The 15,439-nt window shown below is 66.5% G+C and carries 13 protein-coding genes and 1 pseudogene; 5 read left to right on the plus strand and 9 right to left on the minus strand.

The features are described 5' to 3' along the window. Positions 1–6: 6 nt before the first annotated feature. The 4 genes from ABZX12_RS33970 to ABZX12_RS33985 form a co-directional block, all read right to left on the minus strand. Positions 7–267 carry a 2TM domain-containing protein gene (locus ABZX12_RS33970; RefSeq protein WP_355699527.1) on the minus strand — a complete coding sequence of 87 codons (261 nt, stop codon included), beginning with the start codon at positions 265–267 and terminating at the stop codon, positions 7–9. 226 nt (positions 268–493) lie between these two features. Next, positions 494–1,264, minus strand: a complete 771-nt coding sequence (locus ABZX12_RS33975; RefSeq protein ID WP_355699528.1) for an AraC family transcriptional regulator — start codon at positions 1,262–1,264, stop codon at positions 494–496. Further along, entirely contained in the window at positions 1,254–2,411 is a 1,158-nt protein-coding gene (locus ABZX12_RS33980; RefSeq protein WP_355699529.1) for a class I SAM-dependent methyltransferase, read from the minus strand. The genes ABZX12_RS33975 and ABZX12_RS33980 overlap by 11 nt, the downstream gene beginning before the upstream one ends. 9 nt (positions 2,412–2,420) lie before the next feature. Then, positions 2,421–3,020, minus strand: coding sequence for a peptidoglycan-binding domain-containing protein (locus ABZX12_RS33985; RefSeq protein ID WP_355699530.1), 600 nt, complete (start codon positions 3,018–3,020; stop codon positions 2,421–2,423). Between the two features lie 266 nt (positions 3,021–3,286). On the opposite strand from ABZX12_RS33985, the gene groES reads away from it, so the two are divergent. From groES to ABZX12_RS34000, 3 genes and pseudogenes are all read left to right on the plus strand, one after another. Then, positions 3,287–3,583 carry a co-chaperone GroES gene (gene groES / locus ABZX12_RS33990; RefSeq protein ID WP_130384566.1) on the plus strand — a complete coding sequence of 99 codons (297 nt, stop codon included), beginning with the start codon at positions 3,287–3,289 and terminating at the stop codon, positions 3,581–3,583. Between the two features lie 131 nt (positions 3,584–3,714). Further along, positions 3,715–5,334: a chaperonin GroEL gene (groL, locus tag ABZX12_RS33995; protein WP_355699531.1), complete on the plus strand. Its 1,620-nt coding sequence runs from the start codon at positions 3,715–3,717 to the stop codon at positions 5,332–5,334. A gap of 249 nt (positions 5,335–5,583) precedes the next feature. Continuing rightward, positions 5,584–7,238, plus strand: a pseudogene (locus ABZX12_RS34000) (IS1634 family transposase). Positions 7,239–7,371: 133 nt separating this feature from the next. On the opposite strand, the gene ABZX12_RS34005 reads toward ABZX12_RS34000, so the two are convergent. From ABZX12_RS34005 to ABZX12_RS34025, 5 genes are read right to left on the minus strand one after another with little or no spacing between them, the layout of a single operon-like run. Beyond that, a complete protein-coding gene (locus ABZX12_RS34005) occupies positions 7,372–8,721 on the minus strand; it encodes a hypothetical protein (protein WP_355699532.1) in 1,350 nt (449 codons plus the stop codon). After that, on the minus strand, positions 8,702–9,658 hold the full coding sequence (locus ABZX12_RS34010; RefSeq protein ID WP_355699533.1) for an AAA family ATPase: 957 nt from the start codon (positions 9,656–9,658) through the stop codon (positions 8,702–8,704). The genes ABZX12_RS34005 and ABZX12_RS34010 overlap by 20 nt, the downstream gene beginning before the upstream one ends. After that, on the minus strand, positions 9,651–10,439 hold the full coding sequence (locus ABZX12_RS34015) for a hypothetical protein (RefSeq protein WP_355699534.1): 789 nt from the start codon (positions 10,437–10,439) through the stop codon (positions 9,651–9,653). Before ABZX12_RS34015 ends, ABZX12_RS34010 begins: the two co-directional genes overlap by 8 nt. Continuing rightward, a complete protein-coding gene (locus ABZX12_RS34020) occupies positions 10,393–11,703 on the minus strand; it encodes a DNA adenine methylase (protein WP_355699535.1) in 1,311 nt (436 codons plus the stop codon). The genes ABZX12_RS34015 and ABZX12_RS34020 overlap by 47 nt, the downstream gene beginning before the upstream one ends. Then, positions 11,700–13,022: a DNA adenine methylase gene (locus ABZX12_RS34025; protein ID WP_355699536.1), complete on the minus strand. Its 1,323-nt coding sequence runs from the start codon at positions 13,020–13,022 to the stop codon at positions 11,700–11,702. Before ABZX12_RS34025 ends, ABZX12_RS34020 begins: the two co-directional genes overlap by 4 nt. Before the next feature lie 307 nt (positions 13,023–13,329). Here ABZX12_RS34025 and shbA point away from each other — a divergent pair, with 307 nt between their 5' ends. Then, the gene (shbA, locus tag ABZX12_RS34030) at positions 13,330–13,953 is read left to right on the plus strand and encodes an RNA polymerase sigma factor ShbA (RefSeq protein WP_355699537.1); all 624 of its coding nucleotides are present in this window, start codon (positions 13,330–13,332) and stop codon (positions 13,951–13,953) included. Then, positions 13,946–15,385, plus strand: a complete 1,440-nt coding sequence (locus tag ABZX12_RS34035) for a hypothetical protein (protein ID WP_355699538.1) — start codon at positions 13,946–13,948, stop codon at positions 15,383–15,385. Before shbA ends, ABZX12_RS34035 begins: the two co-directional genes overlap by 8 nt. The last annotated feature ends 54 nt before the right edge of the window (positions 15,386–15,439 follow it).

Raw genomic sequence — 15,439 nt, forward strand, 5'->3', positions numbered from 1 at the left:
CTCCCTTCACCGGGTACGGCGCAGCTCGCGCTGGATGTCGGCCTCGGTCACGTCGTGACGGACGAACGCCTGCCACACGTCGAGGGCGAGGAAGGCGCCCCACACGGCGAGGACCCAGCCCGGCCAGAAGTAGCCGAAGCCGGTGACGGCCCAGATCCCCACCAGGACGGCGTTGACGATCACGTAGCTGACGACGGCGCCACGGACCTTGCGCTTCTTCAGCAGACGAGAGCGCGCCCGCTCGTAATCGGAGGTTGTCTGTGTCATGTCGACACCTCCTTCGATGCGAACCTCTCCACCTTCAGCATCGGTCGGTGACCCGCTGCACGGCAGAGCCGTACGTCCCGAAGAATCCTGTCTCCGCCGGACTGTCGGGTGTTGGTGGCGGGCCTCCGGGGAGAGCGGCAGCGGACGCAGCACCTCGCCCGCCGGCAGGTCCCCGGAGACCCGCTCGCGAGGTCGATCATATGTTCGAATACAGGTCGAGCGCAAGTCAGGACTGTTCGGCCCGATGCCGGCCGGGTGTGGTGCCGACGATCGCCGCGAAGGCCGCGATGAAACCGCTCGGGTTCGCCCAGCCGCAGGCGTGTGCGACGTACGTGGTGTCGTGGCCGGCGGCGAGCAGCACGAGGGCATGGTAGATCCGCAGTTGCGTGCGCCATTCGTAGAAGGTCATGCCGAGCTCGTCGCGGAGCAGCCGGCTGAGCGTCCGCGAGCCCGCGCCGGCCGCGCGGCCGAGCTCGGCGAGCGGGGTGTTGTCGGCCGGGTTCTCGCGCAGCAGCCTCGCGATGGTGCGCAGGCGATCGTCCCGCGGCTCGGGGAGTTGCAGCGGTTGCTCGGCGGCTTCGTGGAGTTCGTCGACAAGGATGTGTTCCAGGCGGCGCCGGGCTCCGGTGTCGAGTTGGCGGCTGGTCAGGGCGAGCAGTACCTCGCGGGCGAGGCCGGAGGCAAGGAAGACGGCCGGGCGATCGGGGATGCGCCGCGCCAGTCCGGCGGTCAGGAACACGATCCGCATGTCGGTCTCGCCGTGCGCGCGGTGATGGTGCGTCGTGTGCGCCGGCGTCCAGGCGACGCGGTTGGCGGGCACGATCGAGGTGCCGTGGTCGGTGTGGACGGAGATGACGCCGCGGGCGGCGTACACCAAGTGCCCTTCGTCGTGGGTGTGCACCGCGCTGGTGCCTCCGGAAACCCATCGGTGTGCGCCCGCGGACGGGAACAGTTCCGACTCGAGCGGCCGGCCGTGGGGCATGGCGCTAGCGGCCATCGGCCACTCTGCGGCAGGAGTAGGCGACGGCGTCCCGGTCGATTCGCGTGATGATCAGCGTCGCCGACGCCGCACCCTTCGGAGCGACCTTCTTGCGCAGCTGCGCCGGATCGAGATCGACCCCGCGCTTCTTGATCTCCAGCGTGCCGATGCCGTTGCTGCGAACCCAGGCGCGCAACGCCTTCTCCTTGTAGGGCAGCTCTTCCAGCACCTCGTACGCCGAGGCGAGCGGCGTCGGCACGTGCTGCGCCGCCGTGACGTAAGCGATGCGCGGATCGAGAAGCCAGCCACCCACGGCCGCCGCGGCCGCCGTCACCAGACCCGCCCGGACGACCGCTCCGTCCGGCTCGTAGATGTACCGCCCGACCGGGCCGACCTCGGCGTCCGGCGCTCCGGTGACACTCGCCTGGCTCGGCAGCAGCGTCGCCCGGCGGGACGTGCCGCCGTACAGCTTTCCGGACCACAGTGCGGCTTCCTTCACCTCACCGGCATCGCTGATCCACTCGGCTTCCACGCCGTCGGGAATCGCGTCGTGCGGAATGCCGGGCGCCACCTTGACGCACGCGGTCCGCTCCAGGAGCGACGTGACGAACGACCACGGCGGCGAGTAGGCGTTGTGGTCGAACACGCGCCGCCCGTCGGCCCGCCGCGCAGGATCGGCGAACACCATGTCGTACGGCGTGAGGTCCGTGGTCTGCGCATCGCCTACCAGCACATCGCCGGGCAGGCCGAACGTGGCCAGGTTCGCCCGGGCGACGGCTGCTGTCTCGGGGTCCCGCTCCACGCCGGTGACCCGCAGGCCGGCGCGGGCCATCGTGACGAGGTCGCCGCCGATGCCGCATCCGAGGTCGACCACGGTGTCGATCTGGGTGGCAGCGATCCGTACGGCGCGGTGGGTGCTCACTGTGGTGCGGGTGGACTGCTCCAGGCCGTCCGGGGTGAAGTACATGCGCTCCGCGTCCGGACCGAACTTGGCGGTCGCACGGTGACGCAGTGCGGCCTGGGTCACCGCGGTCGTGACCAGCGTCGCGTCGTACGAGCGTCTGAGCTTCTCGACGAGCTGAAGCTCTTTGCCGGGGCGGTACTCGGCACAAGCAGCCGCCAGCACCTCAGCGCCTGGTCCGTCGAGCAACGCCGTGACAGTCACCCGGTAAGCCTAGAGCGGGCTGGAACAGCTCCTGCTCCAGCTGCGGGTAGCCATCGAGTACAGGCGCCAGTTCATCGCGGAGCGGGTCTTCGGGCCGTAGATACCGTCCACCACCAGGTGGTGCTTGCGCTGCACCATCTTGATGACAGTGCGGGTGTTGGTGCCGTAGATGCCGTCGACGGCGAGCTTGGTGCCGTAACAGAAGTTGAGGTTGCGCTGGAGGACCTGGATCGCGGTGTCCGGATCGCCTGTCCGGCTGGAGCCGCGGTACGGGTCGTCGCCGTACATGAGGTTGCAGGTCGTGCTCGTGCTGCCCAGGATCGACGGCATCGGAATGCCCCAGCTGCGGTTCACCGGCACGAGCCGGGCAGACCTGCACTGCGGCAGCGCGGCCGCTGCCTTCAGCTCGGCCGCCGTCGCGTCGTGGGACACCGCTTCGTCTGCGTCGGGTGCGTCTGCTGCCGGGGCCGCGACGGGCGTTCCGGCGGCCGGTGGCGACTCTTTCGACGCGTTGGCCGCGACGGCGCCGACGCCGACCGCGGCGACGGCGGTCAGGAGCGCGATCGTCCGGCCGGACAGCTTCGGCAACGCCGGCAGCTTGAACGCCATGGGCCCCTCCTGTGATCGCTCTGAGAGAACGGTCGCATGCGGACCCGGGTCCGGCCCAGCGTTCGGCCACATTCCGTACCCGGACGATCACCCGCCCGGTGAGAATTCGTCTGGCACTCGAGTTGACCGAGTGCTAATCGCGGCCTAGATTCGGTGTTGGCACTCTCCACACGAGGGTGCCAGCGGTCCGGCCTCTGACCCCCGCGACGGCAGGGGAGCGCGACCACATGCCACAGACAAGCGAATTCGACCGTGGAGGTCAGCAAGTGTCGGTCACGATCAAGCCGCTCGAGGACCGCGTCCTCGTCGCGCCGCTCGAAGCCGAGCAGACCACGAAGTCCGGCCTGGTGATCCCGGACACCGCCAAGGAGAAGCCGCAGGAGGGCGAGATCCTCGCCGTCGGCCCGGGCCGGATCGACGACAACGGCAACCGCGTCCCGCTGGACGTCGCCGTCGGCGACAAGGTCATCTACTCCAAGTACGGCGGCACCGAGGTCAAGTACGACGGCCAGGACTACCTGATCCTGGGCGCCCGCGACATCCTCGCAGTCGTCAGCAAGTGACGATCGCTCGCTGTTCCTGACTGACACCGCCCTGGTGCCGCACCGGCGCCGGGGCGGAGTCGGTCTGGGACCAGCGAGTGATGCGCACGGCTGTCACGAAGAGCGAATTTCAGAGAGGGACTGGATTTTTCATGCCGAAGATCCTCGAGTTCGACGAGAACGCGCGGCGCGCGCTGGAGCGCGGCGTCGACAAGCTCGCGAACACGGTGAAGGTGACGCTCGGCCCGAAGGGCCGTTACGTCGTCCTGGACAAGAAGTGGGGCGCCCCGACCATCACCAACGACGGTGTCACCGTCGCCCGTGAGGTCGAGCTGGACGACCCGTTCGAGAACCTTGGTGCGCAGCTGACCAAGGAGGTCGCCACCAAGACCAACGACATCGCCGGTGACGGCACCACCACCGCGACGGTGCTGGCGCAGGCGCTGGTGCACGAGGGCCTCCGGGCGGTCGCCGCCGGCGCCAACCCGATGGGCCTCAAGCGCGGCATCGAGGCGGCTGTCGAGGCCGTGTCGGCCAAGCTGGTGGACACCGCGAAGCCGGTCGACGACAAGGGCGACATGGCCCACGTCGCGACCATCTCCGCCCGCGACGCCGAGATCGGCGCGCTGATCGCGGACGCGTTCGACAAGGTCGGCAAGGACGGTGTGATCACCGTCGAGGAGTCGAACACCTTCGGGACCGAGCTCGAGTTCACCGAGGGCATGCAGTTCGACAAGGGCTACATCTCGCCGTACTTCATCACCGACGCCGAGGCCGGCGAAGCGGTGCTGGAGGACCCGTACATCCTGATCCACCAGGGCAAGATCTCCGCGATCGCGGACCTGCTGCCGCTGCTGGAGAAGGTCGTGCAGTCCGGCAAGACGCTGCTGATCATCGCCGAGGACGTCGAGGCCGAGGCGCTGTCCACCCTGGTGGTGAACAAGATCCGCGGCAACTTCACCTCGGTCGCCGTCAAGGCGCCGGGCTTCGGTGACCGCCGCAAGGCGATGCTGGAGGACCTGGCCGCGCTCACCGGCGCGCAGGTCGTCGCCCCCGAGGTCGGGCTGAAGCTCGACCAGGTCGGCCTCGAGGTGCTCGGTTCGGCCCGCCGGATCGTGGTCTCGAAGGACAACACGACCGTCGTCGAGGGTTCCGGCAAGGCCGAGGACATCGAGGGCCGGGTCAGCCAGATCAAGTCCGAGATCGAGCGCACCGACTCCGACTGGGACCGCGAGAAGCTGCAGGAGCGGCTGGCCAAGCTGGCCGGCGGCGTCTGCGTGATCAAGGTCGGCGCGGCCACCGAGGTCGAGCTGAAGGAGAAGAAGCACCGGATCGAGGACGCGGTGTCCGCGACCCGGGCCGCGATCGAGGAGGGCATCGTCGCCGGCGGCGGCTCCGCTCTCGTGCACGCGGCGACGGTCCTGGACGGCGCCCTCGACCTCGAAGGTGACGAGGCGACCGGTGTCCGGATCGTCCGCAAGTCGATCGTCGAGCCGCTGCGCTGGATCGCCGAGAACGGCGGCTACGAGGGCTACGTCGTGACGTCGAAGGTGGCCGAGCTCGAGTCCGGCAGCGGCTTCAACGCCGCCACCGGTGAGTACGGCGATCTGCTGGCCCAGGGCGTGCTGGACCCGGTCAAGGTGACCCGGTCCGCGCTCGCCAACGCCGGCTCGATCGCCGCGCTGCTGCTGACGACCGAGACGCTGGTCGTCGACAAGCCCGAGGAAGAGGAGCCCGCCGCGGCCGGTCACGGCCACGGGCACGGTCACTGACCTCAGGCAGTAGTCAGCCAGTAGTCAGGCAGTAGTTCGACAGCACAGCACACAGAGCACCGCCCGGCAGGAAACTGCCGGGCGGTGCTCTGTTCTTCGTGGCCTTGGGCCATGGCGAGTGACGCGTCAGTCTGACTCCTGAGTTGGGTCATATGAACAGATTTCCGCGGGTCGGATCGCTGTGACCTGCGGTGATGCCTGTGCTTAGGGCGTCTTCAAGGCGCTAATTCGGGTCGGTAGGATTGGCTGGTGGCCTGGGTTCGCAGGGTTCGTACGGGCTCGGGGGCTACTGCTGTGCAGATCGCTGAGTCGGTTGCGGGCCGCCGTCGGCTTGTTCGTCACGTCGGTTCGGCGCGCGATGAGGCCGAGCGCGGACTGCTCATCGAGGAAGCGCACCGGCTGCTGGCCGATGACCAGCAAGGATCTTCGACCTCGGGATCACCCCCGCTGTCCCAAAGGCCACGATGATCGCACCCGCGAGACAGGTACCGACTCAGCCAGGGCTGTTCGCCGGCACCCCTGCAGCACCGTCTTCGCGGCAGTTCGTCTCGCGTCCACGGGTGCTCAAGACCTCCTCCGGGCTGCTCTACGAGGCGCTGGCCGGGGTCTACCTCCAGCCTCGGCTTCGATGTGGTGGACGACGAGGTCTTTCGTGACCTGGTGATCGCTCGCGTGGTCGAGCCCACCAGCCTGCTCGATGTCGACCGGGTCCTGGCAGAGATGGGTCGAGTGTCGGTGAGTCTCTCGACCCGCAAGCGCACGCTGCGTCGCGCGCACGCGGGCGCGTATCGCGACCAGATCGCGACCGCGTGCTTCAACCACGCTCTGACACCAGCGGCGGTGTGTCGCTGCCTCGACGACGTCACCCCCCTCTACTTCGAAGCCGAGAAAGAAGACGATCTGCGGAAGGTCGGCTACTCCAAGGAACGACCTGTCGATCCACAGATCGTGGTCGGGCTCCACGGACCGCCAAGGGTTTCCGCTCGAGATCGGCTTCTGGGAAGGGAACAAGGCCGAGAAGCTGACGATCCTGCCGATCATCAAGCAGTTCGAGAAGCGTCACGAGCTGATCGACTTCGTCGTGGTCGCTGACGCCGGGATGCTCTCCGCGACGAACCTGCGTGACCTCGACGAGGCCGGGTTCCGGTTCATCGTCGGATCCCGGACCACCAAGGCACCGGTCGATCTGGAGTCCCACTTCCGCTGGCACGGCACCGCGTTCACCGACGGGCAGATCATCGACACGATCACCCCGAAGACCCAACGATCCGGCGCGAGCGCTGCGAGCAACCGAGCGTCAAGGCCGAACCGGTCTGGGACCCGACAAGCATCCGTCCTCGTGGCGGTCCGTGTGGGCCTACTCGACCAAACGCTGGATGCGAGACAACAAGACCCTGACCCTGCAGGAGAACCGAGCCCGCGAGGTCGTCGCCGGAGACAAGTCCGCCCGGACGCCGCGGTTCGTGAAGACCACCAACGGCTCCCGCAGCCTGGACGAAACATCCCTCGCACGTGCCCGGCGACTGGCCGGCCTGAAGGGCTACGTCACCAACATCGACGCCGGCACGATGCCGGCGACCGAGGTGATCGCGTCCTACCACGATCTCTGGCACGTCGAGCAATCCTTCCGGATGAGCAAGACCGACCTGCGCGCCCGGCCCCTGTTCGGCCGCACCCGCGACGCGATCGAGGCCCACCTCACCATCGTCTTCACCGCGCTCGCCCTCAGTCGCACCGTGCAGAACCGCACCGGTCAATCTCTGCGCCGGGTCCTGCCGACCCTGAAGCCACTGCGATCAGCAACCGTGCAGATCAACGGCATCACCACCACGATCCCGCCTAGCCTCAACCCCGACGAACAAGCCCTCCTCGATGACCTCGAAGCCCCGAATCCAAGGCACTAAGGCGTTTGACCCAACTCAGGTGAGGCAGTAGTCAGGCAGTAGTTCGACAGCACAGCACACCGAGCACCGCCCGGCAGGAAACTGCCGGGCGGTGTTCTGTTCTCCGTGGCCTTGGGCCATGGCGAGTGACGCGTCAGTCTGACTGGAACAGGTCGGTCTCAGCGAACAGCCCGCGGCAGTAGGACACATTCCCCGCATGCACGGCGGCGACCGCCTCGTCGACGGGGATCAAGAGGAGCGTGAGACGAGCGGCAACATCACTCAAGTCCTCTCCCCAGTGGACCTGCCGATAGTCTGGACTTGGCGGCGTGGCGCCCGCCAAGAGTGGAGCGGCGACAGCTGCCGGGACAGGGTGATTGAGGCCGTTGCGCTGTGCGATCCGAATCGCGTAGAAGAACGTCTGGAAGATATCCTCCCTTGAGATTCTGTGAGGTGCGGCGGGGGTCGGTCCCCCTGTTGCGTACTTGGATTTGAACTTGCTATCGACAACGAGAACCGGGGCCCCGCGCCTCGACACTACGAGGTCCGGTCGAATGCGTCGGTACGTTTCGCCAGACTGAGTGAGGATTGAGCGCTTCTCGGAGGTCTGAGCCCTGACCTCCAATCCAGTACCAGCCGCCGCGGTCTCCGCGACGAGCTGTACCAGGGTCTCGAACAAGTCCGCCAAGTCGAAAACCGGTGCGTAGACCGGCGTGTTCGGGGCGGACGTCGTGAGGTCGAATCCGAACAACAGAGCGCGCGCCAGGGAGAGCGCGGGTCGGTAACCATCGGTCAAGCGGTTCAACCGCAGGTCGGCGCGATCGAAGTCGTGTCGTGCTGGCACGAAGGGGTCCGCGATCGAGCGCCATACGTGCTGCTGGGTTCGTAGCACCGCTCGTTCCGGCCCGGCTCCGACCCATCGCGCTGCCGCGGCCAGTCCGGCGAGGATCAACCGATTCTCGAGAGTGTCGGTGGATTTCTCCATGAACCTGCAGGTCACCTTACCGTCCGCCGGACGACCATCCTGTTTGTGCCACAGCGGACGGCCCCGAACAAGGCCTGTCCGTTCGATGCGCGTCTCGTAGGACTGAGCGATGTGACCAGCGGCGAGTCGTTCCGCCTCGGTCACCATCGTGACCGCGAGGACGCGCATCAGCCCGCGCAACGATCGATCACGCCGATTCGATGCGATGGCATACGCTCGGTCGGCCGCCTGCCTCGCGCCTCGGCGCAGCAGGAGCAGATAGACGAACGACGCTGGCTCGAAGGGCGGCTCCAGCCAGTACGAGGTTCCCCCGACTTGCACAAGTCCCGCGTATCGACTGCGCCTCGACACCGCCCATCGATCACCGGAGCGGCGGATGTTCAGGTACTTGCTTAGGGTACGTTGCTCCTGCTCCCGTAGCCCCTGCTGTGGGTCGATCGCGACACGGAGCGAAGACTCATTTAGCACGACGGGTGTGCGCGCCCTGCTTACGTCCACGCTAAGCGTCCGAAGCAACATCGTCGTGGGAATCTGCCTCGATGCCAGGCGATTCGACCCTGCCCGGAAGCCACGATCGCAATATCTCGACAGTCAGCCCCTGTGGATCCAGTCCTCCGTGTTGGTCTACTAGGCCGGGCAGCACATCAGCCATGCGGGCCGCATCACCGAACAGATATTCCTCGACGAGTGGATACACATCGTAACGCAGTCGGTCGAACAGATCTGAGTCGTCGGCGGCGGAGTCGATCGACAAGAGGGCCTGGCCGACAAGCCGGTCCCGGCCGATATCTGCCCGCAGCAAGGCGTCGTTGATGGCCGTCAACAGGTCGCCGAGATCGATTCCGAACGCCGACGCCTTCCACTCCGTTGCGGTGACGAACGCTGTTGGATCGGGAGGGCATTCAACGAACTTGAATCGTCGGCGCAGAGCGACATCCAGCAAGCTGATCGATTTGTCCGCTGTGTTCATCGTCCCGATCACATACAGCTCAGACGGGATATCGCGCGGCTCGTCCGGGCGTTGCGCCGTCGTGAAGTCGGTGTCACGCTTGTCGGCCTCGATGTAGGTGATCAGCTCACCGAATACCTTCGCTACATCGGCGCGGTTAATCTCGTCGATGACGAGCAAAGTGGGCCCGGCCTTCGCGCGGTCCGCTGCCTTGAAGAGCACGCCGTCGGTCAACCTGAACTTCGAAGGGTCCTCTGGATCGGGGCGGAAGCCCTCGACGAAGTCTTCGTAGGAGTACGACGGGTGAAAAGTGGTGTTGATCACAGAGTCGTCTCCGTACTCTATGCGCCACCCGTCGGCAACAAGCTTCGCGGCCCTACTCTTGCCTGTTCCCGGCGGTCCGTAAAGGACCACATTTTCGTGACGCGTCAATAGCCTCGTGGCCACGGTGACCGGCGTGTCCATCACGAGCGCGGCCACGGCGGTCGCGGCAGGTGTGTCAGGCATCTTCAACTCCCCAAGCGGTGAACGTGTTGTGAAGCTGCTCCGAGCTCGCGCCCTCACGCTTCAGGCAAACCGCTTCCATAGCGCGGCAGAACATCACCTTTGCGCCCGCGCGCGAGGCGGTGTCGCCAACCCGGTCCGCCAGCAGCACGGACAATCGAGAGCGGCTCCAACCCGCGGGCCGTCGCATTGTTGCCGACCAGTGCTCGAGATCCGAACGGTGCTTCCAAGGTGGGCAGCCGGCCGCGACCATGACGTCGTACGGGTGGTAGCCCCCGCGACGGACGCGGAGATACGCCGCGAGCGTCAGCCCCCAGACATCCCCGAACCAGTCACCCGCCGGCCGGTCTGTCCGCAGCCGCCGCCAGTGCCGGAACCACTCGACATAGGGCAACTCTCTGCGCCTCAGGGCTGTCTCTACAAGCACCACATTCCGAGAGAACTCGTAGCGCTTGGCGTCGTTGGAGCTCAGCTGGAGGATGTCGTGGCGGGCCCACGCCGCAGCGACTGCCGCGCCGAGTGGCGTCAAGGCCGGCGCAGCCAGGCCTCCAGTAGCCAGGGCCGCGCCTGCGAGGTCGGTGAGCCGCTGCTGTGGTCGCCCCGGGCTCGCTCGGAGAGTGCCTGCTTTGATCCGTGCAACGCCATCGGCGAGGAACTCCGCGCTTCGTGTCGAAGTGACATACGGGTCGATCTTCTCCCACGTGACCTTGGCGCCCGTCTCCGCCGGGACTGTGGCGTCAAGCCACTTCTGGAATCCCTCCGTCAGCGCTTCCTCTGGCGTCACTATCGCCCTTTCGCTTCTTCGCGACCAGAATCAGTTCTTGCACCGTTCTTGCTCTGTAGCCGCCGTAGCTCGCGTAGTTGAGGCGGTCGACTTCGAGTGCCTCGAACGTGTCGGCGTCGAACATACTGCCGGTCATCAACTCTCGCAGGAGGTTCAGCCCCGTGTCGTCCCGGCCTCTGTCGAAGTCGCTCCAATGGTTTCTGCCGGTGTAGTACGACACCACAACCGTCTCAGCCGCCGCGTCCCGCATCACAGCACCCATGTCGGAAAGGAATGATGACGACCTGCAGAACGTCGACACGAAATCATCCTCAGGGTTCTGGCCCCGTACGTAGGTGACCTTCGAGAAGTAGTCCTCGAGATCATCGATGTCGGTGTAGCGGCACAACAGGTTCAGTAGGAAGTAGTACGCGGAGTACTGCCGGAAGTTGTACGGCGGGTCGAGGTACAGAATCTTGTGTGGTTCGAGGGTCTTGACAAAATCTCGAGAGTCCTCAGCCTTCCCTACTCGGTGCCCAGCGATGTCAGACAGCATTGGGTCTGTCGGCAGGCCCTCGATGCGAATCGGATTGAGTGCCCGCTGGTCCCACTTGTCACGGGGAAAGTCGTGAAATGTGCCCTGCGTGTTGGCGACCTTCTCGACCGCACGCATCAGCGATGCGAGCAAGTAGGCGCGGACGGGCTCGTCGAGACGTCCGCTCCGCGCCCACAGCCGCAGCTGACTCAGGGCCAGGTCGATGCGCCGAGCATTGGCACCAGAGAAGAACCGCCGCCGGCCGGTGCTACCCCGCAACGACGTGAATTCTGAACGTTCCCCGTCCTCCGAGTAGGTGTTGAAGATGTCGAACCGAACAGCGCCGGTCGGTAGGTCCGCCACGGTCACTTCGTTCAACCAGGCCGCAAGCGCGTGCAGCGAACTCGCCTCGTCGGTCCGCCCAGCGGCGACGCTCACGTCGAATCCGGTCGCCCCCCGAACGTGTCGGCGCGACTCCGCCAACAGGCGATCTCTGTGCTCAGCAGGTAGCAGGCTCAGGTCCGCTTCGGGCACTGTGGACGGCACGAGGAAAGCCTCACCTATGACGTACGACAGAAGGTTGGCGTCGTTCGCCGATACGCGGTATCCGGCAGCCTTCATGGCCATCGAGACGGCAAGGCTTCCGGAGAACAGGTCCACTACATGGTCGCCGCGCTCCGCGTGGCCGCCGAAAACAGCGAGGAGCTGACCAAGCACACGGCCCTTGTTGCCGAGGTATCGCTGGATCATGACGCGACACCGATCAACAAAACCTCACCCGTTCCAATCGTCTCGGTGCGTCGTGATTCATGATTGAACTGCCGGTATCCATACTCGAGATTGACGATCGACACACAGTCAGGCCCATATGAGGAGGAAACCAGTGTCAAGAGGTCAGCCTCGCTGACCGTGCGCTGGTTCCCCGAGTCGGAGCCCGTTGTCGAGTAGCTCAAGATCAAGTGAGCGCCCGCATCACGGGCGATCCGGACGAGGTGCTCGAACGCAGCTGGAGCCTGTCGGCGTGAGCAGAAAGGCGACAGATACCGATTGGCTGGATACAGGCCTTTGGGAGTCTCGCCGCGCACAATCTGAATCGGCTCCGCGACACCTTTCACCAATGTCTCCAGCACGTGGTAGAAGCGGGAGTACTGCTGGGCAGTGTACGGCGGATCGGCATACACCACGCCGACACCACGCGCGATCAGGTCATCGGCACTCACGGCAAGCACATCTGCCGTCGTCGCGTCGTGAGACCCTCCTATCGGAGCCAGTAACGCGAGCTGATTGGCGGCATCAATCGCCCTCGCCCCTACCGATACGGACCGATCTCTCAGCGAGCGCCCGCGCACGAACTCGTAGTTCGCCGCACCTGTCGTCGCGGGCTGCATCGGCTGGGCGAAGTGCTTTCCCGCACTGTGCACAGCCTCCGACGCGGCATGGCACAGAGCGGTCAGAGCGGCGTCGTAACTCCACGGATCGACAGCTTGGGATACCTCCAGCCTCTGCAACTCGTATCTGGCGGCATCGAGCATCATCGCCTGACGCAGGGAGAGATAGGTGCCGGCGAAGGTCGTGGTCAATGGCGTCAGCTCGTTCCACTCACCGTCGACCCTCCACCGCTGCGGTAGCGAGGCATACAGGTCGACCAGGGAGTCGTAGTCACCAGCCGCGATCAGTTCGTCCTCACGCGCCAGCCAGGGACTCCAGATGTCAGTCTCCGGGTGGGTGGCTCCGACCAATCGGTCCACGAACGCCGGAAGGCTGTCCGCAGCCTGGGCAGTAGCCCTAACGCCCAGCACGGCAGAAGAGAACGCCGAGGACGATTGTTGGGTATCGGTCGCCCACACCGTGAAACCGGCTTGTGCCGCTGCCTGAGCAACAACGGACGACCCTGCGAAGGCGTCCCAGAAGACTCCGCCGTCGTTGAGGTCGGCCGCGACCGCCGTGATCGCATCGAGCGCCCGGAGCTTTGAGCCGAGGTACTGAACGGGTCGCCAGACAGTCGCGCGAGCGGTGCCGGTTGGCTTAGGATCGCCGGCTGATCGCGGCGCGGACACATCGAGAGTCATTGAGTGCGGCTCCTTCGCGACGAGAGTCTACGGGCTCGCGATCGACCAACCCCGGAGCGACCCGGGCCAATCGACGGCGAGGCCCATATTGTCGCTAGCTATCGACAGCCGGGACCGAGTACACCGCGACCATGTGGAGAACCGTGTGGAAACCGTCTGGACCGCACGAGGGGCGCGGATGTGAACCGGTCAGTAGTGACAGATCGTGACCAAAACCCTGGGTTGACCACGAATTGCCACTATGCAAGGAGAGTTGAGCGCCGTACCATCTTTCGAGCTGACCGGTCCGAACACGAGGGGGCGAGGGGTGACAGAGGTCCGAGTACCTGACACCCACGACCGGGTCGAGCTCAGGGATCTTGCCGCGCTGGCCGGCGACGGGGACCGCACAGCTCTCAACGACCTGCTCACCAGGGTGCGCGCTGTGGCGCACCGCTACGTACGGTCCCGTCTGTGGACCTATCCCGGCGGCGCCGACATGGTCGACGACGTCGCGCAAGAAGTTTGTGTCGCGGTCTTCGGCGCGCTCGGCCGCTACCGCGACGAGGGGAGGCCTTTCGAGGCTTTCGTCTACGGCATCGCGGCCCGCAAGGTCGCCGATGCCCAGCGTGCGTTCGCGGTGGCCGACGTCTCGACGCCGGACCTGCCGGACGGCGCGGACGAGTCACCGACGCCGGAGGAGCACGCGGTTCGGCACTCAGAGGTCCAGCACATCATGGGGCTGCTGGACAAGCTGCCGGAGAAACTGCGCGAGATCCTGCGCCTTCGCGTCGTCGCGGGGATGTCAGCCGAGGAGACCGGCCGGGCACTGGGGATGACACCGGGGGCGGTGAGGGTCGCACAGCATCGGGCGTTGAACACGCTCAGGGGGTTCGTGGGGCATGAAACACAGCTGGAACGAGGAAGAGCAGGGGAGGGGCATCATGGCTGACCGATTCGACCTGGACGCGATCGAGGCCGATGACGCACTGCTCGATCTGCTTGCCGCCGGTGGGGAGTCCGCCCGCTCGGCCGGCGAGCACGACCCGGCCGTCGCGCTGCTGGCCGATCTACGGCTCGCGGTGGAGGTCGAGGACGAGCTCCCGGTGGAGACCATCGACGATCCGGAGAGCTTCCTGGCGCGCTGCGCCGCGCTCAACCCGATGACCGACCCGTTCGCCCGCAAGATGGCGACCCGCGGTCTGGCCTTCGGCGTCGCCGCGGTGGCCGCGCTGTCGGTCTCCGGGGTGGCCGCGGCGGTCACCGGCGATCCGCTGTCGCCGTACGAGAAGGTCATCGAGAAGATGGTCGACGCGGTCCGCCCGCAGACCAGCTTCCCGAAGGAGAACGTCGACGGTTCGCCGGTCGTGGACCGGAGCAAGATCGTCAAGGTCAGCAAGGACTTCAAGAAGGACAAGGCCGAGCACGCCGCCCAGTCCGGCAAGGACACTGCGGCCGGCGACGACGAACCGCAGTCGCAGGACCTCAAGGGCACGCCGGCGGTTGTCCAGCCGGAGGACAGGCCGGTCGTGAGCCGCGAGTGGCCGTACCCGCTGCTCCCGACCGACGAGCAGAAGACGCAGGAACCGGTCAAGCCGACGACCGAGGTCACGGCGACGCTGAAGCCGACCGACGGCACGACGGACGAGCCGACCGGCACCACGACCGACGAGCCGACCGACACCACGACCGAGAACCCGCCGGACACGCCGCCGTCGACGCCGACCGAAGAGCCGACCGACACGACGACGACGCCCACTCCGACGCCGACCGACACCACGACGCCGACCCCGCCGCCGGCCAACACCGAGACCGGGACGGGTGACACCGGAACCGGCAACACCGGTGACAACACCACCGGCGGCGAGGAGACCACGACGCCCAGCGCGGGCGCCGGCGAGGGCCAGACCGGCGGCGAGGAGACCACAGGGTCCGACAGCACGCCGGGCGGCGAGACCGGCGGCACCGACAACACCGGGAGCAGCGACTCGTCCGGCGACGACGCGGAGCCGAGCAGCCCGGTCACCGAGGTGCCCGAGCAGGTCCAGCAGCTGGTCGAGACGATCACGGAATCGGTCCTGCCGACGCCGTCCGGCCTGCCGGTCGCCAACGAGAGCGCCGAGCAGTTCTTCGGCACTCCCGACGCAACCGCGAAGTCGATCGACACCCGCACACCGGCCAAGAGCACGAAGTCGGCCAAGAGCGGGAAGCACTCGAGCGGGAAGGTCAGCACGGGCTCGGTCCGCAAGACGTACCCGACCGGCAAGCACTCCACCGGTCAGTACCCGGAGGGCAAGCACGCCGCCATCGAGCGGACCCACGGCTCCACGACCGACGCGAGCCTGCTGCAGATCCTCGAGGTCGTCAACAAGCCGATCCGGTAGCCGCCCGGCCACGCACCGCCCGTCGCGCAGCGGCGGGCGGTTGCCTGTGGACGG

It is taken from the genome of Kribbella sp. NPDC003505 (assembly GCF_040610875.1).
In the GTDB taxonomy this organism is placed as follows: domain Bacteria; phylum Actinomycetota; class Actinomycetes; order Propionibacteriales; family Kribbellaceae; genus Kribbella.